This window comes from Microbispora sp. NPDC004025, from assembly GCF_053604425.1.
The window spans coordinates 66,896-91,665 of record NZ_JBSGHN010000016.1; the positions used below are offsets into that span (position 1 = coordinate 66,896).

Annotated in this window: 18 protein-coding genes; 9 read left to right on the forward strand and 9 right to left on the reverse strand. The window is 71.9% G+C overall.

What is annotated here, in order from left to right; genetic code table 11:
- Positions 1–14 precede the first annotated feature (14 nt).
- Complete coding sequence (gene ctaD / locus ACWEQG_RS31855) at positions 15–1,703, reverse strand: aa3-type cytochrome oxidase subunit I (RefSeq protein WP_452290400.1); 1,689 nt, start codon at positions 1,701–1,703, stop codon at positions 15–17.
- A 122-nt stretch (positions 1,704–1,825) separates the two neighbouring features.
- Here ctaD and ACWEQG_RS31860 point away from each other — a divergent pair, with 122 nt between their 5' ends.
- Positions 1,826–2,191, forward strand: coding sequence for a thioredoxin family protein (locus ACWEQG_RS31860; protein ID WP_169982374.1), 366 nt, complete (start codon positions 1,826–1,828; stop codon positions 2,189–2,191).
- A gap of 113 nt (positions 2,192–2,304) precedes the next feature.
- Here ACWEQG_RS31860 and ACWEQG_RS31865 read toward each other — a convergent pair whose 3' ends face one another.
- Positions 2,305–3,657: a class II 3-deoxy-7-phosphoheptulonate synthase gene (locus ACWEQG_RS31865; protein ID WP_363462379.1), complete on the reverse strand. Its 1,353-nt coding sequence runs from the start codon at positions 3,655–3,657 to the stop codon at positions 2,305–2,307.
- A gap of 11 nt (positions 3,658–3,668) precedes the next feature.
- Positions 3,669–4,916 (reverse strand): FAD-dependent oxidoreductase, encoded by a 1,248-nt coding sequence (locus ACWEQG_RS31870; RefSeq protein ID WP_452290402.1) that lies wholly within the window; start codon positions 4,914–4,916, stop codon positions 3,669–3,671.
- 129 nt (positions 4,917–5,045) lie between these two features.
- On the opposite strand from ACWEQG_RS31870, the gene ACWEQG_RS31875 reads away from it, so the two are divergent.
- Positions 5,046–5,213, forward strand: a complete 168-nt coding sequence (locus ACWEQG_RS31875) for a hypothetical protein (RefSeq protein ID WP_346228828.1) — start codon at positions 5,046–5,048, stop codon at positions 5,211–5,213.
- 2 nt (positions 5,214–5,215) lie between these two features.
- Here the strand turns inward: ACWEQG_RS31875 and ACWEQG_RS31880 are convergent, their stop codons facing one another.
- The 6 genes from ACWEQG_RS31880 to ACWEQG_RS31905 all read right to left on the reverse strand — a co-directional run bounded on the left by ACWEQG_RS31880 (position 5,216) and on the right by ACWEQG_RS31905 (position 11,937).
- Positions 5,216–6,220, reverse strand: a complete 1,005-nt coding sequence (locus ACWEQG_RS31880; protein ID WP_452290404.1) for a phosphotransferase family protein — start codon at positions 6,218–6,220, stop codon at positions 5,216–5,218.
- A gap of 9 nt (positions 6,221–6,229) precedes the next feature.
- Positions 6,230–7,126, reverse strand: a complete 897-nt coding sequence (locus tag ACWEQG_RS31885) for an aldose 1-epimerase family protein (RefSeq protein WP_452290405.1) — start codon at positions 7,124–7,126, stop codon at positions 6,230–6,232.
- A 393-nt stretch (positions 7,127–7,519) separates the two neighbouring features.
- Entirely contained in the window at positions 7,520–8,842 is a 1,323-nt protein-coding gene (locus tag ACWEQG_RS31890) for a GH1 family beta-glucosidase (RefSeq protein ID WP_452290407.1), read from the reverse strand.
- Positions 8,843–8,846: 4 nt separating this feature from the next.
- Positions 8,847–10,043 (reverse strand): 2-oxo acid dehydrogenase subunit E2, encoded by a 1,197-nt coding sequence (locus tag ACWEQG_RS31895; RefSeq protein ID WP_452290409.1) that lies wholly within the window; start codon positions 10,041–10,043, stop codon positions 8,847–8,849.
- Positions 10,040–11,017: an alpha-ketoacid dehydrogenase subunit beta gene (locus tag ACWEQG_RS31900; protein ID WP_363462386.1), complete on the reverse strand. Its 978-nt coding sequence runs from the start codon at positions 11,015–11,017 to the stop codon at positions 10,040–10,042. The genes ACWEQG_RS31895 and ACWEQG_RS31900 overlap by 4 nt, the downstream gene beginning before the upstream one ends.
- Complete coding sequence (locus tag ACWEQG_RS31905; protein ID WP_452290411.1) at positions 11,014–11,937, reverse strand: thiamine pyrophosphate-dependent dehydrogenase E1 component subunit alpha; 924 nt, start codon at positions 11,935–11,937, stop codon at positions 11,014–11,016. Before ACWEQG_RS31905 ends, ACWEQG_RS31900 begins: the two co-directional genes overlap by 4 nt.
- A gap of 501 nt (positions 11,938–12,438) precedes the next feature.
- Between ACWEQG_RS31905 and ACWEQG_RS31910 the strand changes: the two genes are divergently transcribed.
- The 7 genes from ACWEQG_RS31910 to ACWEQG_RS31940 are packed head-to-tail and all read left to right on the forward strand — an operon-like array spanning position 12,439 to position 24,760.
- On the forward strand, positions 12,439–18,021 hold the full coding sequence (locus ACWEQG_RS31910; protein ID WP_452290413.1) for a non-ribosomal peptide synthetase/MFS transporter: 5,583 nt from the start codon (positions 12,439–12,441) through the stop codon (positions 18,019–18,021).
- Positions 18,018–19,544, forward strand: a complete 1,527-nt coding sequence (locus ACWEQG_RS31915; RefSeq protein WP_452290415.1) for a class I adenylate-forming enzyme family protein — start codon at positions 18,018–18,020, stop codon at positions 19,542–19,544. Before ACWEQG_RS31910 ends, ACWEQG_RS31915 begins: the two co-directional genes overlap by 4 nt.
- A gap of 1 nt (position 19,545) precedes the next feature.
- Positions 19,546–21,120, forward strand: coding sequence for a condensation domain-containing protein (locus ACWEQG_RS31920; protein ID WP_452290417.1), 1,575 nt, complete (start codon positions 19,546–19,548; stop codon positions 21,118–21,120).
- On the forward strand, positions 21,114–21,347 hold the full coding sequence (locus ACWEQG_RS31925; protein WP_363472981.1) for a phosphopantetheine-binding protein: 234 nt from the start codon (positions 21,114–21,116) through the stop codon (positions 21,345–21,347). The genes ACWEQG_RS31920 and ACWEQG_RS31925 overlap by 7 nt, the downstream gene beginning before the upstream one ends.
- On the forward strand, positions 21,344–23,122 hold the full coding sequence (locus ACWEQG_RS31930; protein WP_452290419.1) for a condensation domain-containing protein: 1,779 nt from the start codon (positions 21,344–21,346) through the stop codon (positions 23,120–23,122). The genes ACWEQG_RS31925 and ACWEQG_RS31930 overlap by 4 nt, the downstream gene beginning before the upstream one ends.
- A gap of 1 nt (position 23,123) precedes the next feature.
- Positions 23,124–23,336 (forward strand): MbtH family protein, encoded by a 213-nt coding sequence (locus ACWEQG_RS31935; RefSeq protein ID WP_452290421.1) that lies wholly within the window; start codon positions 23,124–23,126, stop codon positions 23,334–23,336.
- Entirely contained in the window at positions 23,333–24,760 is a 1,428-nt protein-coding gene (locus tag ACWEQG_RS31940) for a condensation domain-containing protein (protein ID WP_452290423.1), read from the forward strand. The genes ACWEQG_RS31935 and ACWEQG_RS31940 overlap by 4 nt, the downstream gene beginning before the upstream one ends.
- The last annotated feature ends 10 nt before the right edge of the window (positions 24,761–24,770 follow it).

Here is a 24,770-nt window from a genome sequence, read left to right on the forward strand (position 1 = left end):
ACGGGGGCCCTTCCCTATTTCGCGTCGGGATCGACGAAGTCCCGCTTGGTCTCCGGCGGCTCGCCCGGCTTGCCGCCCAGTCGCGGATAGCGCAGGTCGAAGGCGGGCCGCTCGGAGCGGATGGGCGGGATCGACACGAAGTTGTGGCGCGGCGGCGGGCACGACGTCGCCCACTCCAGCGAGTTGGCGGTCCCCCACGGGTCGTTCACCGTGACCTTCTCCCCGTGCCGGGGGGTCCACCAGAGGTTGTAGAGGAAGGGCAGAGTGGACAGCCCGAGCAGCAGGGCGCCCGCGCTCGACAACTCGTGCATCCAGGTGAAGCCGTCGTTGGGCGAGTAGTCGCCGTACCGCCGGGGCATGCCCTGCGCGCCGAGCCAGTGCTGGATGAGGAACGTCATGTGGAAGCCGATGAAGAGCATCCAGAAGTGAATCTTCCCGAGGCGCTCGTTCAACATCCTCCCGGTGAACTTCGGCCACCAGAAGTAGAAGCCGGCGAACATCGCGAAGACGACGGTCCCGAAGACCACGTAGTGGAAGTGGGCGACCACGAAGTAGGTGTCGGTCACGTGGAAGTCCAGCGGCGGCGACGCCAGGATCACCCCGGTCAGCCCGCCGAGCAGGAACGTCACGAGGAATCCCACCGACCACAGCATCGGTGTCTCGAAGGTCAGATGGCCCCGCCACATCGTGCCGGTCCAGTTGAAGAACTTCACCCCGGTGGGCACCGCGATCAGGAACGTCATCAGCGAGAAGAACGGCAGCAGCACGCGCCCGGTGGCGAACATGTGGTGCGCCCAGACGGTGACCGACAGCGCGGTGATCGCGATCGTCGCGCCCACCATGCCGACGTACCCGAACAGCGGCTTGCGGCTGAACACCGGGATCACCTCGGTGACGATGCCGAAGAACGGCAGCGCGATGATGTAGACCTCCGGGTGGCCGAAGAACCAGAACAGGTGCTGCCACAGCAGCGGACCGCCGGTCGCCGGGTCGTAGATGTGCGCGCCGAGCTTACGGTCGATTCCCAGGGCCAGCAGCGCGGCGGCGAGGACCGGGAATGCCAGCAGCACGAGGATCGAGGTGAAGAACACGTTCCACGTGAAGATCGGCATCCGGAACATGGTCATGCCGGGAGCGCGCATGCACATGACCGTGGTGATGAAGTTGACCGCGCCCAGGATCGTCCCCAGACCGGACAGCGCCAGGCCCATCACCCACAGGTCCCCGCCGAGCTGCGGGGTGTACGGCGCGGTCGACAGCGGTGTGTAGGCCGTCCAGCCGAACGTCGGGGCCCCGCCGGCCAGTGAGGACCCCAGGACCATCAGGCCGCCGAAGAGGAACAGCCAGTAGCTCGCCATGTTGAGCCGGGGGAACGCCACGTCGGGCGCGCCGATCTGCAGCGGCATGACCGCGTTGGCGAAGCCGGCGAACAGGGGCGTCGCGAAGAACAGCAGCATGTTCGTGCCGTGCAGCGTGAACATCATGTTGTACTGCTGCAGCGTGACGAACTGCATGCCGGGCTCGAAGAGCTCCGCCCGGATGACCAGCGCCTGCACGCCGCCGACCAGGAAGAAGAAGAACGCGGTGATCATGTAGAGGTTGCCGATCACCTTGTGGTCCGTGCTCGACAGCCACGAGGCGATCCGGGCGCCGGGACCCTTCGGGGCCGTCAGGTCGGTAGGCCGTACGGCATGAGTCGTCATCCGGGTGCTCCTTCTACGTCAAGAAGGTCTCCTGCCCAATCACGCGATACGCATCGCGAAATGGAATGCTGGGATTGTCCGGCTGGTTATGCCCGCTGAAGACCGAGCGAAAGGAGTCGCCCATGGCGACCATCGAGGTAACCGAGAAGAACTTCAACGACATCGCCGACAACGGCATCGTACTGCTCGATTTCTGGGCATCCTGGTGCGGCCCCTGCCGGTCCTTCGCTCCGATCTTCGAGAAGGCGTCCGAGGAGCACGCGGACATCACCTTCGGCAAGATCGACACTGAGGCTCAGCCGGCCCTGTCGGAGGGCTTCGAGATCACCGCGATTCCGACGATTATGGCGATCCGTGACGGCATTGTGGTGTTCGCCCAGCCGGGCGCGCTGCCCGCGCCCGCGCTCGAGGACCTGATCCGGCAGCTGCGCGCGCTCGACATGGACGCCATCCGCGCCCAGATCGAGGCGGAGGCCAAGAACAGCTGAGGGGCCTCCCGGCGGACGAAACCGCCGTCACCCGGTCCGAGTGATCGGAGGGCGACGGCGGTATCAGACGGTGGTATCAGACGGTGTGAGCCGCAGGTGCGGAACGGTGCCGCTCAGCTCGAGCGGTATAGCTCCGCGACGCGGAAGGCGAGATCGAGCGACTGGCCGCGGTTGAGGCGGGGGTCGCAGGCGGTCTCGTAGCGCAGCGCCAGATCCTCCTCCACGATCGCGTGCCCGCCGCCCACGCACTCGGTGACGTCGTCGCCGGTGAACTCGATGTGGATGCCGCCGGGGTGGGTGCCGAGCGCGTGGTGGACCTCGAAGAACCCCGCGACCTCGTCCAGCACGTCGTCCAGGCGGCGGGTCTTGTGCCCGCTCGGCGCCTCGAACGTGTTGCCGTGCATCGGGTCGCACACCCAGGCCACGGTGGCGCCGCTCGCGTTGACCTTCTCCACCAGCGTCGGCAGCGCGTCGCGGACCCTGCCCGCGCCCATCCGCGTGATGAAGGTGAGCCGCCCGGGCTCGTTGTCCGGGTTGAGCTTGTCGATCAGCGCGATGGCCTCTTCGGGCGTGGTGGTCGGGCCGAGCTTCACGCCGATCGGGTTGCGGATGCGGCTGAAGAACTCGACGTGGGCCCCGTCGAGCTGCCGGGTGCGCTCACCGATCCACACCATGTGCGCCGACACGTCGTACGGCTGACCCGTACGGGAGTCGATCCGGGTGAGCGCCCGGTCGTAGTCGAGGATCAGGGCCTCGTGGGAGGAGTAGAACTCGACGGTGTGGAACTCCTCGGGGTCGGCCCCGCAGGCCCGCATGAACGCCAGCGCCTGGTCGATCTCCCGCGCCAGCTGCTCGTAGCGCCGCCCCGCCGGGGACTCCGCGACGAAGTCCTGGTTCCACGCGTGGACCTGGCGCAGGTCGGCGTAGCCGCCCTTGGTGAAGGCCCGCGCGAGGTTCAGCGTGCTCGCCGAGGAGTGGTAGGCCCGCAGCAGCCGGTTCGGGTCGGGACGGCGGGCCTCGGGGGTGAAGTCGAACCCGTTCACCATGTCGCCCCGGTAGGCCGGCAGCTCGACGCCGTCGCGGACCTCCATGGGCTTGGACCGCGGCTTGGCGAACTGCCCGGCGAGCCGGCCGATCTTGACGACCGGGACACGGCCCGCGTAGGTCAGCACGATCGCCATCTGCAGCAGCGTCTTGAGCTTGTTGCGCACGTTCTCGGCCGTCGCGCCCGCGAAGGTCTCGGCGCAGTCACCGCCCTGCAGGACGAACGCCTCGCCGCGCGCCACGGCGGCCAGGCCGTCCTTGAGCTGGTCGCATTCGCCGGCGAACACCAGCGGGGGCAGGGACGCCAGCTCCGCGACGACCTTGTCCAGTTCGCCGCGGTCGGGCCAGTCCGGCTGCTGGGCCGCGGGCAGGTCACGCCAGGTGTCCAGGGCACGCGAGGTGTCGGGGTTTGATGCGCTCACGGTCACCAAGGTTATTGCACCGCGTCCCGTGCGACCCCCTCCCTGTCCACTTGCTGAGATCTTTTTTCTTGCTCAGTAAGCCGCACGTGCTCGGGCAGCACACCGAGCCCGATGAACCGGGGCAGCAGCGAGCGCACCACCGGCACGCGGGTGAGGTCGGGGATCCGCGCCACCGGACCGGCGAGGGCCGGCCGGATGAGCCGGTCCTGCACCACCCGCTGCGCGGCCTGGACGACGGCCGTGGGCGCCTTCCTGCGCCGCTCCACCTTCGCGAGCAGCCCCTCGGGGGCCCGGCCGCGCAGCAGGGCCGGCCCGACGATGTTGGCCGCCGCGACGGCGTCCTGCACCGCGAGGTTGATCCCGACGCCGAAGACCGGCGACATCGCGTGGGCCGCGTCGCCGATCAGCAGCAGCCCGGGCAGGTGCCAGCGCGTGAGCCGGTTCAGCTCGACGCTCAGCACGCCCGCCTCGTCGAAGCCGTGCAGCTCGGACGTCCTGCCGTCGAGGAAGGGCAGCAGCCGCTCCACCTCGCCGCGCAGCCCGTCGACGCCCTCCGCCTCCAGTGCGGCGAAGCCGCCCTTCGGAATGACGTAGGCGAGCTGCCAGTACGTCTCCCTGTTGATCGCGACCATGAGCCGCCCGGCCGACGCCCGCAGGAACGGCTGTTCGGGGTCGCCCGCCGCCCGCGGCAGCCGGAACCAGACGACGTCCATCGGCGCGCCGAACCGCTTCGGCGCCAGACCGGCCGCCCGCCGCACGTCGGAGTGCCGGCCGTCCGCGCCGACCGTGAGGAGTGCCCTGATCTCGTGCTCCTCGCCCCGCTCGTCGCGGTAGCGCACGCCCCGGATCGCGCCGTCGTGCCGTACGAGGTCGGTGACCCTGGCGTTCATCAGGAGATGGAAGCCGGGGTAGGCGCGTGCCTCACGGGTGAGGAGGTCGAGGAAGTCCCACTGCGGGACGAAGGCGATGTACCGAAACTTCCCCGGCAGGCGCCGCAGGTCGGAGATGGGCACCTCGCCGTCGTCGGTCCGCATCGACATGACGTACGCCTTGCGATGCGGCAGCCGGTGGAACGCCTCGGCGAGCCCGATCTCGTCCAGCACCTGGAGGGTCGAGGGATGGATGGTGTCGCCGCGGAAGTCCCGCAGGAAGTCCGCGTGCTTCTCCAGCAACGTGACGTCGACGCCCGCGCGGGCCAGGAGCAGCGCGAGCATGGCCCCCGCGGGCCCGCCGCCCGCGATCACACATGTCGTCTCCATAATTCATCACCCGCTGAAATCATCTCACGCGGAGGGCCGGGCCGCCAGGGCCGGGCCGAAGTGGGCCTACCGGAGCGCATGCGGGACCGCTATTTTGTGATCAATGAAATCGGCCTTCGGGAGTCCGCTGTGATTGCTCGTGTCAGCCATCTGCCGCGCGTCGCGGCCGGGGCGATGGTCCTGTCCCTCGTGGCGTCGCTGACCGTCGGAGCGCCCGCGGCACTCGCCGGGACCGGCGACTCCGAGCCGCACACCGGCAACGGGTGCGGCTCGCAGTCCCTCACGCTGGAGGCGTGACCTCAGACGTGGGCGTGGTTGCGGGACCCCGCCCGCAGCACGTCCAGACAGGCGGCCAGTGACCGCGTGGTGAGGTCCCGGGTGGGGGCGTAGGCCTCCTCCGGATACTGCCGCGGGCCGTCCTCCACCAGCATGATCAGGTAGAGGTAGACCCGGTAGAGGGCGAGGCGGACGCGGGCGGCGTGGTCCAGCCGCACCGGGCCGGCCTCCTGCCGGTAGCCCGCGAGCATCGGATCGTCCTCGCGCAGTTCGCCGAAGATGGTGGGAGTGACGAAGTCGGCGAGCGGGTCGCCCCAGAACGCCCTCTCGTGGTCGATGAGCGCCTGGACGCTCTTGTCGCCGTTCAGGAACACGTTGCCCGGCCACAGGTCGAAGTGCACCAGCGTCGGGGTGGTGACCTGGTCGAGGACGTGCGCGTTCATGTGGACGAGCCCGACGATCTCCACGATGGTCGCCGGGAGCCGGGTGTTGTAGTGGACGGCGTCGTCGAGCAGGGCGCCGATCATGACGAGGAACGCCTCCCGCCACGTGTGGCCGGTCAGCCCGGCGTACGGGTAGCCGAAGACGCCCGTGCCCGGGATGGCGTGCAGGCGGGCGAGGTGGCGGCCGAGCTCGAACCGCAGCGCGCCCTCCTCCGCGGGGCTGACCGTCGTCCGGTTCCACGGCACTCCGTCGAGCGCGGACAGGATGAGGTAGTCGCCGCCCAGCACCGGATCGTCGAACGACGCCCGGAGCAGGGCGGGCATCGGCAGCCCCACGGGCTGGGCGAGGTGGTAGACCATCGCCTCGGTGCGCAGCAGGTGCCGTTCGTAGGTCAGCAACCGCAGGTCGGGCGGCGGCCCGAGCTTGAGCACCACCTCACGTCCGTCGTCGAGGCCGAGCCGCCAGACGGCGTTCGCGAAGCCGTCGGCGAGCTCTTCCGACGAGGTCAGCCCGCAGCCCAGCGCGTCGCGGACGACCTCGTCGAGCTGTGCGGGGGACAACCGCCTCTTCGTCCTGCTGTCCATCAAGTCTTCTCAGTCTTCCCGGGTAGGAGTGGTGACCGCGATGGTCCACGTGGCCTCGTGCTTGTCCCCCGGCTGCAAAACGATCAGGTCGGTGCCCGAGTTGAACGCGTCGGGCGGGCAGGTCATGGGCTCCACGGCCAGTCCCCTGTGGCCGAGCCCCGTGCCCGTGCAGATCTGGACCCACGGCATCACCGACGGGTCCCAGGTGAGCTCCACCCCGCCCTCCGGCCCGAGCACGCGCACCCGCCCCTCCGTCACGCCGGCGAAGGCGTGGTCGACGGCGGTGTCCCCGATCACGCGCGGCGTCCGGAAGTCGTAGGGCGTCGCCTCGACCTCCACCAGGTCGGTGGGGGCGAGCAGGTCGTCGGTGAGCAGCACGCGCCCGGCCGGCAGGCCGAGCTCGTAGGCGGTGACGTCCGGCCCGGCCAGCAGCCAGGGGTGCGGCCCGCAGCCGTACGGCGCCGCCGTCTCGCCCACGTTCTGCGCCGTCAGCGTGGTCGACAGGCCCTCCTCGGACACCGAGTGCCGCACCTCCAGGGCGATCCTGTGCGGGTAGCCCTCGGTGGGCTCCACGACGTGCGTCAGCCGTACGTGGCCGTGGTGGTCCTCCACCGACAGCAGCTCCGCGCACTTCCAGTCGAGGCCGGCGACGAGACCGTGCAGGGCGTGCCCGCGGTCGGGCTCGTTGATCGGCAGGTGACGGCGCTGCCCGTCGAAGACGTACGTGCCGCCGACCACACGGTTCGGCCAGGGAGCGAGGATTGTGCCGCTGTAGTACGGCACCGGCCCGCCCTCCGGCCAGCTCGTCACCAGATCGCGGCCCTCGTGGCGCAACGCCCGCAGCGCGCCGCCCCGCTCGCTGATCGTGGCCTGGTAACCGCCGCCGGCAATGGTGTAATCGGGCACGGGGGAGTCCTCTCGCTGACGCGTCGTCAAGAAGTGGGTCATCTGACGGTATGCAGGGACCTTATCCCAGCTCATCGCCCTTGATCCAAGCGGGGTGGACCAATGGTGGGAGCGCTCCCATAACCGGTAAAGCTAAGTCTTTTCGTCGGACGCGTCAACTTAATCTCAGGATTTTCGCGTAGATCGGTATAACGGCACCGATTTGCCGCAGACCGGCTCTCACGTGCACGTGCATGGGCGGCCGCCCACCGGTTCGTGCTGAAACTTACACGCGCGGAAACGCCGCTCCGTGGCATGGCGAAGACCCGGCCTCCCGCACGCGTGCGGGAGGCCGGGTGGAGCCGCCGGGGGCGGCGGAGAGCAGGCCGGACCCGGCAGGGGCCGGGCCGGGTGTCAGCGCAGCTCGCCGCTCTTCACGACGTCGCGGTACCAGAGCGCGCTGTCCTTGGGGGTACGCTTCTGCGTCGCGTAGTCGACGTGCACGATGCCGAACCGCTGGCTGTATCCCTCGGCCCACTCGAAGTTGTCGAGCAGCGACCACACGTGGTAGCCCTCGACCTGCGCGCCCGCCTCCATCGCGCGGTGCACGGCGCTCAGGTGGTCGCGCAGGTACGCGATCCGCCGATCGTCGCGGACGCGGCCGTCGGCGTCGACCCCGTCCACGGTGGCCAGGCCGTTCTCGGTGATGACCATCGGCACGCCGGGGTAGTCCCGCTGCACCCGGACGAGGATGTCGTGCAGGCCCTCGGGGTAGATCTCCAGCCACTCGGCCTGGGCCCGCTCGTGCAGGAACACCCGCTCGCCCTTGCCGTCGACGAAGACCGGGGTGTAGTACTGCACACCCAGGACGTCGATGGGCTCGCTGATGATCCCGAGGTCCCCGTCCAGGATGTGGTCCGCCATCGGGCCGCGCTCGGAGATCCAGCGCAGCGTGTCCTCGGGATAGCTCCCCTTGAAGACGGGGTCGAGGTAGAGCCGGTTCTCCAGCCCGTCCTGGTGGCGGGCCGCCTCGCGGGCCTCCGGGGTGTCGTCGGCCGGGTAGGTGGGGTGCAGGTTGAGCGCGGGCCCGATCCGGCGGCCCGGGTGCCGCTCGTGCAGCACGCGGGAGGCGAGGCCGTGCGCGAGCAGCAGGTGGTGGCAGGCGACGAACGCGCGCGCGTCGTCCTTGAAGCCCGGCGCGTGCTGGCCGAACCGGTAGCCGCAGTCGACCACCGTCTTGGGCTCGTTGATCGTCAGCCAGTCCCTGATCTCCAGGGCGTCGAAGCAGATCCCGGCGTACTCGGCGAAGCGCTCGGCCGTGTCCCGGTTCTCCCAGCCGCCCCGGTCCTGCAGCTCCTGCGGCAGGTCCCAGTGGAAGAGCGTGGCCATCGGCCGGATGCCGCGCTCGGCCAGGCCGTCGACGAGTCGGCGGTAGAAGTCGAGGCCCTTCTGGTTGGGCTTGCCCGATCCGGTCGGCTGGATCCGCGGCCAGGCGATGGAGAAGCGGTAGCTGCCCAGGCCCAGATCGGCGATCAGGTCCAGGTCCTCGTTGTAACGGTGGTAGTGGTCGGCGGCGTGCTCGCCGCTGTCGCCGTCGCGTACGTTGCCGGGGACCGCGCAGAAGGTGTCCCATACCGAGGGCCCGCGGCCGTCCTCCGTGGTCGCGCCCTCGATCTGGTACGCCGCGGTGGACGCGCCCCAGACGAAGTCGGCCGGAAACCGTGCGGGTGAGTTCATGGCTTCATCCATTCTCGGTGAGGAAACGCGCGGGTGATTCGAGCGCCGAGCGGAGCTCACGCAGGAACTCCGCGGCATCGCGACCGTTGATGTAACGGTGGTCGTATGCGAGGCCCAGTGTGGCGGTCTTGCGTACGGCGAAGCCTGAGCCGTCTTGGACGACCTCCGAGCGCGGCGCGGTCAGCGACAGCGCGCACGTCTGGCCGGGGAAGACGATGGGGACGGCGAACACGATGCCGTCGTGCGTGTGCAGGGTGAGCGTGATGGCGCCGCCCCGCAGATCGCGTTCCCGGAACGACCCGGAGAGCGCGGTCGTGCGGAAGCCGGCAAGGTCGGCGGCGATCTCGGCGAGCGTCCGGTTGCCGGCGTCGCGGACGACCGGGATGAACAGCCCCTGGCCCACGTCGACCGTGACGCCCACGTCCGCGGTGACGGCCCTTCTCGCCCGCAGGCCGGGGCCCCGCGTGTCCGAGCCGGGCTCCGCGAAGAACATCGGGAAGCGGTCGAGCAGCCCGCCGGTCGCCTTCACCATCATCTCGGGCAGGCCGACCAGGGCGCGCAGCCGGCGGGTGAGGTCGCGGGCGAGCGACAGGACCTCGGTCACGTCGACGTTCATCGCCGTGAAGGCCGCGGGGATCTCGCGCCGGGACCGCTCGACGACCTCGGCCGTCCGCTGCTGCGCCCGCGACAGCGTGATCCACTGTTCGTCGTCTTCCGCCGGGGCGCCGGCGTCGTCCGCGACGGCGGCGGGGGAGGGCTCCTGTCCGCCGAGCAGTTCCTCGACGTCGCTGCGCCTGATCACCTTCCGGCCGAGGGCGTACACCCGCTCCATGGCGATGCCGTGCGCCTCGATCAGGTCGCGCGCGGGCGCCGTGACGACCACGCCCTCGCCGGGCGGCGCGGGAGCGCCCGGCCCGTGCGGATTCCCGTCCGCGGTCTGCCCCGCGGCCTCCCGGACGGGCTCGTCCGCGCTCCCGAGCAGGCGGGCGATCACCTGCCCCGGCTCGCACTCGGCCCCCTCGGCGACCAGCCGCCGCAGGACGCCGTCCGCCGGGGCCTCGACCTCCTCCGTCGCCTTGGACGTCTCCAGCAGCACGATCGGCTCGCCGTCCCGCACGGTCCGCCCGTCCTCGGCCAGCCATTCGACCAGGACGTACGACGTGTCGTTGTTGTTGAGCTTGGGCACGCGGAACTCGGTCACGACAGCGCCTCTCTCACCGCGGCCCGGATGCTGTCGGCCTGCACGAGCACCTCGCGTTCCAGATGGGGGGCGGCGGGGATCACCCGGTCCGCCGAGTTTATTAGCGTGATCGGGCGGCGCAGGCGGTCCCACAGGCGCGGGTAGAGCGCCGTGGCCACCTCGGCCGCCCAGGTGCCGCCCTCGGTCCCATCGTCGACGACGCAGACGTGCGGCGCGTCCTCCAGCCCCGGCAGATGGGGCACGGGGTAGAGCTGGGCGGGCACCAGCAGTTCGCAGACCAGCTCGTCCTCCAGCAGCAGCGTCCGCATGGCGTCGAGCGTCCGGTGGACGAGCCCGCCGTGGGTGACCAGCGTGCAGTCGGGCCGGCCCGCGCCGTCGAGGTACACCCGCGCCACGTCGTCCACCAGCTCGTACCGGAACAGGTCGTCGACGCGGTGCATCTGCCGCGTGTACAGGACCTTGTCCTCGAAGAACAGGCAGGGCCGCCCCAGGCCGAACATCCGGGCGAACAGCTCGCCCGCGTCGTGGAACGGCGTCATCTCGAACAGGGACAGCCCCGGCACGCCGATGAAGTGCTTCTGCGGGTTCTGGCTGTGGGTCGGGCCGTAGCCGCGGTTGCCGCCCGTGGGGCAGCGCACCACGAGCGGCACCGGCACGGGCCTGCCGTACATCGAGGTGGACTTGGCGGCGAAGTTGGTGATCTGGTCGAACGCCAGCGCCACGAAGTCGGCGAACATGATCTCGACGATGGCCTTGTCGCCGGCCAGGGCCAGCCCGGCCCCGACCCCGGCGATCGCTCCCTCGCTCAGCGGCGTGGACCTCACCCGCGAGCCGAACCGGCCGGACAGTCCCCGGGTGACCTTGAACGCGCCGCCGTACGGGTCGCTGACGTCCTCGCCGAGCAGGTGGACCGAGGGGTCGGACTCCATGAGGTCGTGCAGCGCCTGGTTGAGATGCTCCGAGACCCTGGTCACGCCGATCCTCCCGGCCGTGCGTGGGGCCGGGCGGAGACCTCGGCGACCACCCGCTCGACGAGCTCCCGCTGCTCCCGGTCGATCCGCGCGAACCGCTCGGGATCGGCCTCGGCGTACCGGTCGTACCAGTCGGACTCCGCGGCCCGGCGGATCTCCTCCGGGGGCCGGGTGTCGTCACCCTTGCTGTGGGGCCCGAGGCGGTGCGTGGCGAACTCGACCACGAGCGGGGAGGGCTCGGCCCGCACGGCGTCGATCAGCGGGGCGAGGACCTCCCTGATCTCACCGGCGTCGGTGGACGAGACGTGGTGGTGGCGGACGCCGAAGGCCGCCGCCCGGGCGGCGATCGTGCCCGCCATCTGCGCGGACGTGGGGGTCGACTGGGCGATGCCGTTGTGCTCCACCACGACCAGCAGCGGCACCCGCCAGAGGGACGCCATGTTCAGCGCCTCGTAGACGGCGCCCTCCCCCCAGGTGCCGTCGCCGATGTACGCGCAGGCCAGCGCTCCCGTGCCGGCCAGTTTCAGGGCCACCCCGGTCGCCACGGGCAGGCTCTCGCCCTGCACACCCGTGGACAGGAAACGCCGGTGGTAGATGTGCTGGCTGCCGCCGACGCCTCCGCACAGCGCGCCCTCCCGCCCCATGATCTCGGCGAGCAGTCCGTGCGGGTCGGGATGGCGGGCGAGGAAGTGGCCGTGCCCCCGGTGGTTGCTGAACACGAAGTCGTCGTCGCGGAGCAGGGCCGACAGCGCGACCGGGATGTACTCCTGCCCGAGGCAGGTGTGGGTGGTGCCGCTCAGCACGCCCTGCTCGAACAGGTGGAGCAGGGCGCGTTCGAAGTGCCGGATCAGGAGGAGTGAGCGGAGATCCCCGTCGTCGAGGGCATGCCGCGGGCTCCGTGCCGGTGCAGCGGTGACGATCACAAGTGGTCGGCTCCTGGTGCGTCTCTGGTCGAGGGCGCGCTCGACGCCGGGCTTCGCTGCCAGGGACAGGAGCACCCATATTGGGAGCGCTCCCACGGAGCGTAGGTCCGGTAAGAGACCTTGTCAATGCCTGGCTATACGGACGATTTGGGCGAGTGTGACCACATTGTCCGTGATCTGCGGCAATAACCTCACATTCCCCGCCTTGGGGCTAATAACGGACAGAAACTTCCATGACACTTGACGAATGAAAGTCCAGATCCCTAGCCTCCACTGCCGTGGGAGCGTTCCCACTCATGCGTCCGAAATGGGGGTTACCGGCGCGAGCGGCATTGCATCCGTGCCGCGCCAGGCACCAGGCAGGAAGCTCACCGGCGGTGATTCCGCCGCCGGGTCGTTGGCCGCCCGCGTCTTCGCATCGATTCGCCGGCGTACCGGGGCGCAGAGCGCACAAAGGAATGCCATGTTCTTAATGCAAATTTCAACCGAGGTGCCGGCGTCGTGACCCGGACCGGTCTCTCACCGGCCAAACAGGCGCTGCTGGCGCAGCGGCTCAGGGCCGGGAAAGCCGCGAGGGTCACCGTGCCGCCGCGGCCGGTCGGCACTCACCCGCCGCTTTCGCACGCGCAGGAGCGCCTGTGGTTCCTGGAGCAGTACGCCCCGGGCACCACCGCCTACACCGTCGCCTTCGCCGTCCGGCTGGACGGCGGCGAGATCGACGACGCGGCCCTGGAGCGCGCCCTCGTCGAGGTGGCCCGGCGCCACGAGAGCCTGCGCACCCGGTTCGTCACCACCGACGACGGGACGCCGGAGATCGTGCTGGACGACGAGCCCCTGGTGGAGCTGCGGCTGGTCGAGCCGCGGCGGTCCGACGACGCCGCCACCGCGCGGGAGGTCGTCCAGGAGGAATTGGCCCGGCCGTTCGACCTGGCGACCGGCCCGCTGCTGCGGGTGCTCCTGGTCCGGCTCGGCACCCGCGAGCACGTGCTGCTGCTGACCATGCATCACGCCCTCACCGACGGCTGGTCGTGCGACATCGTGATGGAGGAGCTGCTCGCCCTGCACGAGGCGTACCGGACCGGGACCGACGCCGGTCTCGCCGCGCCGCCCGTGCAGTACGGCGACTACGCGCTGTGGGAGCGCGGGCGGACCCACGAGGACGACATCCGCTACTGGCGGGAGCGGCTGGCCGGGTTGCCGCCGCTGGAGCTGCCGACCGACCTGCCGCGCCCGCCCGAGCAGGGATCGGCGGGCGCCGCCCACGACGTCGTGCTGGACCGTGAGCTGGTGGACGCTCTCACGGAGCTGGGCGGGGCGAACGGCGCGACGCTGTACATGACCCTGCTCGCCGCCTTCCAGGTGCTCCTCGGGCGCTACTCCGGGCAGGACGACTTCGCCGTCGGGTCACCCGTCTCGGGGCGCGACCTGCCGGAGCTGGAGCGGGTGGTCGGGCTCTTCATCAACTCGCTGCCGATGCGGGCCGACCTGTCCGGCGATCCGACCTTCACCGAGCTGCTCGGCCGGGTGCGCGAGACGGCGCTGGACGCCTACACGCACCAGGAGCTGCCCTTCGACCGGCTGGTCGGCGAGCTCGGCGTCGAGCGCGACGTGAGCAGGTCGCCGGTGTTCCAGGTGATGTTCGCGCTGCAGAACTACCGGTCGGCCGCGCTGCGGACCCAGGGCCTGACCATGACGGCCTACCCGTTCGACGTGACCGCCAGCCGGTTCGACCTCGCGCTGTACCTCATGGACCAGGGCGACGGCCTGGTGGGCACCCTCACCTACCGCACCGAGCTGTTCCGGCCGGCCACGATCGCGCGCCTGGCGGAGTGCTTCGAGAACCTGCTCAGGTCGATCGCCGCCGACCCCCATGCGCGGGTGTCGGACCTCGAGCTGCTCCCGGCGGCCGAGCGCGGCCGCGTGCTCGGGTTCGCGGGAGCGGCGCCCGAGGCCGAGACGCCCGCCGCGGACGCGTTCGGCGGGGCGCCGTCGCTGCACGAGGCCATCGCCGCGCAGGCGGCCCGCACCCCGTCCGCGACCGCCGTCGTCTGCGGCGGCGACGCCCTCACGTACGCCGAGCTGGACGCCGCGGCCGACCGGCTCGCCCGGCGGTTGCGCGGGCTCGGCGTGCGGCGCGACGACCGTGTGGCGATCTGCCTGGAGCAGTCGGCCGGGCTCGCGGCCGCGGTGCTCGGCGTGCTCAAGGCGGGCGCGGCCTATCTGCCGCTCGACCCGGAGCACCCGCGCGGCCGGCTCGAGTACGTGCTGGCCGACGCGGGGGCGTCGATCGTCGTGACCAGCCCGGACCTGCACGACCGGCTGCCGGACGAGATCACCGCCGTGCACCTCGACGACGAGACATACGAGGACGCGCCCGAGCCCGGCGACCCCTGGGAACCCGCGGCGCCGGGCGACCTCGCGTACGTGATCTACACCTCGGGCACCACCGGGCGGCCCAAGGGCGTCGCGGTGCAGCACCACGAGGTGATGGTCTACCTCGCCGGGGTGCGCGAGCGGCTGGAGGTGGAGCCGGGCTCGTCCTTCGCCCTGCTGCAGTCCCTCGCCTTCGACTTCGGCGTCACGGTCTTCTACCTGTGCCTGATGACCGGCGGCACCCTGCACCTGGTGCCCTCGCGCACCGCCGGTCCCGAGCTGGCGGAGATCTTCCGGCGCACCGGGATCGACTACCTCAAGATCACGCCGTCGCACCTCGCCGCTCTGCTCGCGGACGCCGGACCGGACGACCTGCTTCCCAGGAAGCTGCTGCTGCTGGGCGGGGAGGCGGCCCCGCGCGGCTGGGCCGCCGAGCTCGCGGCGCTGGGCCGCTGCCGGGTCGTCAACCACTACGGGCCGACCGAGGCCACCGTGGGCGTGACCACCTACGACGTCGCCAGGCTGCCCACTCCCGACGGCCCGGCCGAGGCGAGCGTGAGCCTGCCGATCGGCTCGCCGCTGCCCGGGGCGCGGGCGTACGTGCTGGACGAGCGGTTGCGGCCGGTGCCCGCCGGGGTGCCGGGGGAGATCTACCTCGGCGGCGACCGGCTGGCCCGCGGCTACCTGAACCGTCCCGGCCTGACCGCCGACCGGTTCGTCCCCGACCCGTACGGCCCGCCCGGGTCGCGCATGTACCGTACCGGCGACCTCGGCCGGTGGTCCGGCACCGGCGACCTGGAGTTCCTCGGCCGCCGCGACCTGCAGGTGAAGATCCGTGGCTACCGGGTCGAGCTCGGCGAGGTCGAGTCGGTGCTGGCCGACCACCCGGACGTCGCCCAGGCCGTGGTCGAGCCGCGCGGCGAGCAACTCGTCGCCTACCTCGTTCCCGCCGGCGGGGAGTCCGGGGAGACCGCGGAGGTCCGCGCGTGGCTGGCCGACCGGCTGCCCGCGTACATGGTCCCCTCGCGGTACGCCTGGCTCGACGAGCTGCCGCTCAAGTCGCACGGCAAGGTGGACCGCTCGCGGCTGCCCGAGCCGGAGGCCGACGTGGCGGCGGCCGAATACGTCTCCCCGGCGCCCGGCGCGGAGGAGGACGTGGCACGCGTCTGGGCGGAGGTGCTGGAGGTCGAGCGCGTGGGGGCGCTCGACGACTTCTTCGCCCTGGGCGGCCACTCGCTGCTGGCGATGCGGGTCATCGCCCGGCTGCGCAAGGCGCATCCGGACCGGCAGATCACGGTGCTCGACGTCTTCAAGCACCGTACCGTCCGCGAGCTGGCCCGGCTGCTCACGGCCGAGGGGGACGTGCCGCGCTCGCTGCTGCACCGGCTCACCCCCGCCGGGCCCGCCACCACCACCCTGGTGTGCGTGCCGTACGGCGGGGGGAGCGCGGTCGTCTACCAGCCGCTCGCGGACGCGCTGCCGGGCGACTGGGCGCTCTACTCGGTCGCCGTGCCCGGCCACGAGCTGGGCGAACAGGCCCGGCCGTTCGACGAGGTCGTCGTCGACTGTGTGGCCGAGATCTCCGAGATCATGGACAGGAACGGCGGCTCGCTGGTGCTGTACGGCCACTGCGGCCTCGGCGTCATGCTGTCCGCGGAGATCGCCCGGAGGCTGGAGGCGGACGGCCGCACCGTGGACGCGCTGTACCTCGGCGGCGTGTTCCCCTTCGCCCGGCCGGGCCGCGGCCTGAACTGGCTCGGGACCTTCTTCGACCGCCTCACCAGCGACCAGCAGCGGGTCAACGCCCTGACCGCGGCCGGGCTCGACGTGGAGGACCTCGGCCGGGAGCAGGTCAACCTCATCGTGCGCAACCGCCGTGAGGGCACCCGCGCCGCCGAGCGGTACTTCACGCGGATCTTCGAGGAGGGCGGCGGTCCGGCGCTGCGCGCGCCGGTCATCGCCGTGGTCGGCGAACGCGACCCGGCGGCCGAGTTTTACCAGGAACGTTACAAAGAGTGGCACTGTCTGTCGGATGACACGGCGTGCGTAGTCCTCGACGAGGCCGGGCACTTCTTCCTGCGGTATCGCAGCGACGAACTGGCCGAGATCGTCACCGGCACCCACGCCGCCCTCGCCTCCGGACGTACGGAGGGGATGGAACGGGACGACACCCGCACCTGGTGGCTGCAGGGGGTTTCGAGCCGGTCCGCCGAGACCGGAACCGGATCCGGCGCGGACACGGCGCAGGACGGCGGGGACGGCCGGGACGGCCGGGATGGCGCCGCGGACGCACAGGTGCGCGTCGGCCCGCCGCCCAGCATGCGGCGTTTCCTCCTCGTCGCGGCCGGTCAGCTCGTCTCGATCACCGGCTCGGCGCTGACCGAGTTCGCCATCCCGCTGTGGATCTACCTCACCACGGGCTCGCTCGCCCGGTTCGCGCTGTTCTCCGTGCTCGGGCTGCTGCCCGGCATGCTCGTCGCCCCGCTGGCCGGCGCTATCGTCGACCGGTTCGACCGGCGCAAGGTCATGATCGCCGGAGACGCGGCCGCCGGCGGCACCCAGCTCGCGCTGGGACTGCTGCTGTGGACCGGCAACCTGCAGGTCTGGCACATCTATCCGCTGCTGGTCTGCCTGTCCGTCGCGCTCACCTTCCAACGGCTGGCGTACACCTCGGCGATCCCGCAGCTCGTGCCGAAACGGTTCCTCGGGCACGCCAACGGCGTCGTCCAGATGGCCACCGGCACCGCGCAGCTCATCGTGCCGCTGATCGCGGTCGGGCTGATGGCGACGATCGGGCTGGAGGGCATCCTCATCATCGACGTGGCCAGCTACGTCGTCGCCACGCTCACCATCGTGCTGATCCGCTTCCCGGCGACGATGGCCTGGAAGCGGCGGGAGAGCGTGCTCGCCGAGATGCTGGGCGGCATCCGCCACTCCTGGGGCAACCGGGGTTTCCGCGCGATGCTGTTCTACTTCGCGGTGCTGAACGTCTTCCTGTCCCCGTTGTTCATGATGATCTCGCCGCTGGTGCTGTCGTTCGCGACGCTGGCCGAGGTCGGCCGGGTGTCGTTCGCGGGTGGGCTCGGCGCCTTCCTCGGCGGCCTGGCGATGGCGGCCTGGGGCGGTCCGCGGCGCAGGCGGTTGTACGGCGTGCTGCTGTCCACGCTCGCCCTGTCGGTGTTCTGCCTGCTGACCGGGCTGTACCAGGACCTGTTCCTCATCGCCGTCGGCGCGTTCGGCATGTCGCTGTGCCTCACCCTGCTGAACGGCGTCTACGCCACGATCATCCAGGTCAAGGTGCCGCAGCGGTTCCACGGCCGGGTCATCGCGCTGAACACGCTGGTCGCCTGGTCCACGCTGCCCATCGGGTTCGGCCTGGTCGCGCCGTACGGCGCGCAGGTCTTCGAGCCGCTGCTCGCCCCGGGCGGGCCGCTCGCCGGCACGGTGGGCGTGGTGCTCGGCACCGGCCCCGGCCGCGGGATCGGCTTCATGTACGCCTGCTTCGCGCTGGCGATCGCCGTGATCGCTCTGGTCGGCATGCGGGTGGGGGTGCTGCGCCGGTTCGACGCCGACGTGCCCGACGCCCTGCCCGACGACGTCGTCGGCTACCAGGCCCTGACCGAACGCGTCGCGGCCGCCCGCACGAACGCACGGGCAGGAACAGGGGCGGGCACACGGGCGGCTCGCGAACCCGAGAAGGAGCACGTATGACGGGGGCGACGAGGACGCGGAGCGTGCCCGCGCTCACCCTGCCGGAGCTGCTGCGGCTGCGCGCGGGGCAGGAACCGGACGGCGTGGCGATGATCGTGGAGGGGCACGGCACGCTCACCTTCGCGGAGTGGGAGCACAGGTCGGCGGCGCTCGCCGCCGGGCTGGCGGGCCGGGGGGTCACCCCGGGCGACCGGGTGGCGCTGCACTTCGGCAGCCGTGACTGGATCGACTTCGCCGTGGCGTTCTTCGGGGTACTGAAGGCGGGCGCGGTGGCCGTGCCGATGTCGGACCGGCTGGCGCCGGCCGAGCTGCGTTACATGATCGAGCACTGCTCGGCGACGGCGGTGCTGCTCGGCCGGGACCTCGCGGCGCCGGCGGAGGCGCCGTGGACCGCGACCCCGGCGGAGCTGGAAACCGGCTTCGAGCCGGGGGCGGCGCCGGAAGGACCGCGGGTACGGCCCGGCGACCTGGCGCAGATCCTCTACACCTCCGGCACGACCGGGCGGCCCAAGGGGGTCGGCGCGAGCCACGCCAACCTGGCCTACGGGTGCGTCACGCAGCCCAAGCACCGCAGGTTCGCCCACTCGCGCCACCTGCTGCACGCCTTCCCGATCGGCACCAACGCCGGCCAGACCATGCTGGTCAACGCGCTGGACGCCCGGCCGGCCGTGCTCACCCCGGCGAGGTTCACGCCCGGCCGGTTCGCCCGGCTGATCGAGACCTACCGCCCCGGCACCGTGTTCCTGGTGCCCTCCATGGCGATCGAGCTGCTCGACGCCGGGCTGCACGAGCGGCACGACATGTCCAGCGTGGTGCTGCTGGGATCGGCGGCGGCCGCGCTCCCTCCCGCCGTGTCGGAACGTCTGTCGGCGGCCTTCCCGAACGCGACCGTGACGAACTACTACACGTCCACCGAGGCCGCCCCCGCTCAGACGATCATGATTTACGACCGTACGCGGCCGGCCGCGCTGGGGCGGCCCGCGTTCGGCGGCTCGCTGCGCATCACCGACGAGGAGGGCACCCCCCTCCCGGCCGGGGAGACCGGTGAGGTGTGGATGCGCTCGCCCACCGCCACCCGGTCCTACTACGGCGACGCCGAGGCCAGCGCCAGGTCGTTCCGCGACGGCTGGGTGCGCATGGGCGACGTCGGCTACGTGGACGCCGACGGCTACCTCTACCTGGTCGACCGGGAGAGCGACGTGGTCAAGACCGGGGCGTTCAAGGTGTCCACCCTGCAGGTGGAGGCCGCGCTGCACGAGCACCCGCTGGTCGCCGAGGCGGCCGTGTTCGGGCTCCCGCACCCGGTGCTGGGCTCCGTGCTGGGCGCCGCGGTCGTGCCCAGGTCGCCGGGGCTCGTCGCGAACGAGGTGCGCGCCTTCCTGATGGACCGGCTGGCCTGGCACGAGCTTCCCGAAAGGGTCCTCGTGGTCGACAGCCTGCCCAGGAACCAGTCAGGAAAGGTCATCAAGAAGGAGCTGCCCGCGCTGCTGGGCGACTCCGTGATCAGCACGGAAGGCAACTGAGATGTCACCGACGCTCATGGACGAGGGGGAGCAGGCGTCCCTCGCTCAGCACGGCATGTGGATAACGGAGCAGATGGGCTGCGGGGGCCGCGTGTACCACATGCCGCTGGCCATCCGGTTCGACGGCCCTCTGGACGTGGACCGGCTGCTGGCCGCCTGCCACGACGTGGTCCGCGCGCATCCCCAGCTGGGCGCGGCACTGGCCGAGCGGGACGGCGTGCTGCGCCCGGTGCCGGCCGCCGTGCCGCCGCCGATCGGGTTCGAGGACGCCTCCGGGGGCGCGGGGCGCGAGCCGGCCGAGCTGATCGAGCGCGAGGCGTCCCTCGCCCTGGACCTGCGGACCGGGCCGACGGCCCGGTTCACGCTCTTCCGGCTCGCGCCGGAGCGGCACCTGCTCGTCGTCGTCGCCCATCACGCCGTCTTCGACGGCATGTCGAAGGACGTCCTGGTGCGCGGCTTGGCCGGCGCCTACGCCGGGGTGCCGTCGCCGGCCCTTCCCACGACGTACGGCGAGGCCGTCGAGCGGGAGAACGCCCGGGTGGCCGAGTTGCTCGGCGACGCCGCCGAGTTCTGGCGTGACCGCTGGCGGGACCGGCAGGACCTGCGCCTCCCCGGGCTGTCCGGGGTCTCGACCCGCGCCGCGGCCGGCGAGGCCGTCGACTTCGCGCTTCCCGCCGACCTCGCGGTCGCCGCGGACAAGATGGGCGTCAGCCGGTTCGAGCTGGTGCTCGCCGCGGTGCACACCCTGCTCGCGGCGTACGGCAACGAGGGCACGGCGGTGGCCGTCGACCTGTCGACCAGGACCGAGGAGACGCGGGACCACATCGGCCCCTTCGTGAACGAGCTGCCGGTGCCCGCCCCGGCCCCGGCCGTGACGTTCGCCGATTTCGCCCGGTCCCTGCGCGAGGAGCTGCGGGCGGTCTACCGGTTCCGGCAGGTGCCGCTCGCGCGCGCCGTCGGCGGCGTGAGCCCCCGCACCGCGCTGACGCCGGTGTCGGTCAGCTACCGCAGGCGTGACGGAGGCGCGCCGGAGTTCCCCGGCGTGGAGGCGTCGGTGGACTGGATGTCCTTCAACGGCGCGGTGCGCGGCACGCTGCACCTCCAGGTGGTGGACGCGCCGGACGGCGTCGCCGCCCGGCTGCAGTTCAACCCGCTCGTCCTGAGCCGCTCCGGCTGCGAGACCGTCGCCGGGGACCTGCTCTCCCTGCTGCGCGCGGTGGCCGCCGCTCCCGACGCCGACCTGGCCGGCCTGCCGCTGCCGTCCCCGGTGGCCGACGGCGTGGTCGACGGCGTGGTCGACGGCGCGGTCGAGCCGGCCGCGGCGACCGGCGCGGCGGACGCGGGGCCGTTCCTGGCCGAGGTGGGGGAGATCTGGCGCGAGGTGCTCGGCATGCCGGAGATCGGCCCGGACGAGGACCTGTTCGACCTCGGCGGGCACTCGCTGTCGATCACCCAGATCATCGCGAAGGTGCGCGAGCGGATGGACGTGGAGCTGTCCTTCGACGTGTTCTTCGACGAGCCGACGATCACCGGGATCGCGGCGGAGGTCGCCCGCCTGCGGGAGGAGGCATGCTGAGGGAGCGCGTGGCCGAGCTGGTGTCGAAGGCGAGCGGCGGCGATCTGGCCGTCGCCGACATCCTGGCGGCGGACTGCAGCCTGCCCGCGCTCGGCCTCACCTCGATCGCCTACCTCCGGCTGATCGACCTGCTGGAGACCGAGTTCGACTGCGACGTCGACCTGGACGGCGGCCACCTCAACACGCTCGACGGCCTGGTCGAGCACATCGCGGGGCAGCGGAAGTGACCGCGGGTCCGCCGGCGGTGGAGGCCCCCGGTCTCACGGCGCTGCCGCCGCGCGCCGTGGAGTTCCGCGGCGCCCGGGGCGGGCAGGCCGCGCTGACCTGGGGCCAGCAGGGGATCTGGCGCTCCACCCAGTGGCTGGACGACGGCGACCCCTACTTCAACCTGCCCTGGACCCTGCCCGTGACCGGGGCGGCCGACGTGGACGCGGTGCTGCGCGCCGTGGGCCGTCTCGTCGAGCGGCACGAGACGCTGCGCACGGCGTTCGTCCGGGACGGGGAGAGCGCCGAAGCAAACACGGTCCAGCGGGTGAGCCGGGAGGGCCGGCTCACGGTCGGCGTGTACGAGGCGGCGGCCAAGCCGATGAGCGCGGCCAAGGCGCTGGCCGCCGAGCTGGCCGCGACCGGGTTCGACTACGCGGCCGAGCTGCCGATCCGGTGCGCGGTCGTCTGTCAGCGGGGCCGGCCACGCGCGCTCGCCCTCGCGCTGTCCCATCTCGCGCTGGACGGCTGGTCGCTGAACACGGTGGCCGCGGAGTGGCCGCGGCTGGTCGCCGGTGAGGACCTGCCCGGCCCGGACTGGCAGCCGCTCGACCAGGCCGCCTTCGAGGGGTCGGACCCGCCGCCCGGCGGCCAGGCGCTGCGGCACTGGCGGACCGGCCTGACGTCCGCGCCTCGTTCGATGTTCGACTTCCCCGCGAGGGAACCCGAGGAGCCGCGTTTCGTCCGGTACGGGATGGACTCCCCGGCGGCGGCCGTCGCCGCCGAGGCGCTCGCCGCCCGGCACGGCGTGACGACCTCCAGCGTGCTCACGGTCGCCAGTGCCGCTCTGCTCGGCGCCGTGACCGGGCATCGTACGGCGGCGCTGCAGCTCATCGTGTCGAACCGGCACCACCCGGGCATGGAGGCGATGGCCGGGCCCGCCGCCCAGGACGGCCTGTGCGTGATCGAGCTCGGGGACGGCACGTTCGCCGGCGCGCTGCGGCACGGACATCGCAGGACCATGGCGACGTACCGGAACGGGCACTACGACCCCGCGCTCGTGCTGGCCGCGTGGGAGGCCGAGGCGTGGCGGCGCGGCGCCGACATCGACCTCGACGCCTTCTTCAACGACGTCAGGCAGGGCGGCCGCTGGCAGGGCCTGCCGCGGGTCGATCCGGACGACGCCGCCGCGCTCGCCACACTCCGGGGCAGGACCAGGACGTTCTTCGTCGGCGCCTACTCCGCGGTCAAGGCGAGGATCTTCTTCGCCACCGGTCCCGCCCCGTCCACCTGCGAGTTCTACGTGCTGGTGGACACGGCGTTCCTGCCCGGAGCCGTCGCCGAGCGGATGCTCACCGGCCTGGAGGAGTTGCTGGTCCGGGCCGTCTCGGAGGAGGTGCTGCTGGACCAGGTCGCGAAGATCGCGGGCCTGGACCCGGTGCCGCGCCCCGCCGGGTGGACGGCGATCGGCCACGACTGGGTGAGCCTGCCGGAGACCGAGGCGCTGCTGCGCCGGGCGTGCGGGACCGGCATGGCCGCGGTCGCGCTGGAGGACGGCGACGACGGGGCGCCCCGGCTGACCGGCTACCTCCTCGCGCGCCCCGGGCTGGACACGCCCGAGGCCGTCCACACCGCCTTCATGCGCGCCGCGACCGGCCGGACCGACGTGCTCGCCCCTCACCACTACGTCCTGTGCGCGGCGCCTCCGGCCGATCCGGCCGGCTGGCCCGGCTGTCCCCGCCTGGCCGAGGGCGGGGGCCGGGAGCCGTCCCCCTCAACGAACCCCTGGGAAAGATGACATGACCGATTCCCCGATGCTCGTGGTCGTCAACGACGAGGAGCAGTTCTCCGTATGGTGGAGCGACCGCGAGCCGCCCGCCGGATGGCGGCCCACCGGCTTCGCGGGCACCCGCCAGGAATGCCTGGACCACATCGAGACGGTGTGGACCGACATGCGGCCACGAAGCGTACGCGACCAGGAAACGCCGAGCGCACGCGACCGGGGCAGATGACCGCCGCCGAGCGCCGCGCCGCGCTGATCGAGAAGCTGGCCGGGCTGCCCCCCGAGCGCCGGGCGGCGCTGCTGCGCTCCCTCGGGGGCGAGCCCCGCGACGCCGGCGGGCAGGAGTGGCCGCTGTCGCCCGGGCAGGAGCGCCTGTGGTTCCTCAGCCGCTTCGACCCCGCCGACACCACCTACAACACGCCCTGGTGCATGCGGCTGCGCGGGCCGCTCGACGTGGACGCGCTGACCGCCGCGTTCACCCGGATCGTGGCGCGGCACGAGGTGCTGCGGACCCGTTTCCGGCTGCGCGGGGACGCCCCCGTGCAGGTCGTGCTGCCGCCGGGACCGGTGCCGCTGGAGAAGATCGCGTTCTCCGGCGAGGCGGACCTCGAACGGGCGTTGAAGGAGTTCGTCGACCGCCCGTTCGACCTGGAGAACGCGCCTCCCCTGCGAACCGGCCTGGCCGGGCTGGGGGAGGACGACGCGGTCGTGTGCATCGTCCTGCACCACATCGTGATGGACGGCTGGTCGCTCGACGTGCTCCTGCGCGAGCTCACGGAGTGCTACGCCGCCGCACGCGAGGGACGTGACCCCGACCTGCCGGAGCTGCCGACGCAGTACCCCCGCTTCGCCGTCCAGGAGAGACAGCGGGACCACACCGAGGGCGTGGAGTTCTGGGCGCGACGCCTGGCCGGCGCCCCCGCGCTGGACCTTCCGACGGACCACCCCCGGCCGCCCCGGTGGTCCGGGCGCGGCGGACGCGAGCAGCTGCTGCTGCCGCCGGAGGTGATCACGCCGCTGGAGAAGGTGGCCAGGAAGCGGCGCTGCACGTCGTTCATGGCCCTGATCGCCGCCTACCAGGCGACCCTCGCCCTGGCGTCGGGTCAGACCGACTTCTGCGTCGGCGTGCCGGTGGCCGGCCGCAGCCGCAGTGAACTGGCGCCGCTGATCGGCTACTTCGGCAACACGATGGTGGTGCGCGCCGACCTGTCCGGCGATCCGTCGTTCCACGAGCTGCTGGACCGCGTGCGGGAGACGACGCTGGCCGGGATGCGGCACGCGGAGGTGCCGTACGAGCACGTCCTGGCCGCGTTGCGCGTCCCGCGCGACATCAGCAGGCCGCCGCTGTGCCAGGTCATGTTCAACCTGCACAACCTGCCCAAGGAAGATCTGCTGGGGACCCGGTTCGCCGACCTCGACCGGGAGGTCCACGTGGTCCCGCCCAGCCACACGAAGTCCGAGGTCTCGATGGACCTGTGGCGGGGACCGGAGGGGCTGGGCGGCGTCCTCGACTACAGCGGCGACCTGTTCACGCCCGCGACCGCGCACCGCCTCATCGGCGGTTTCACCGAGGTCGTACGGAGGGCCGGGGCGGGCCCCGACATCCGGCTGTCCGCGCTGAACGGCCCGTTCGCGAGCGTGTTTTCGAAGTGAAAGGTGCATG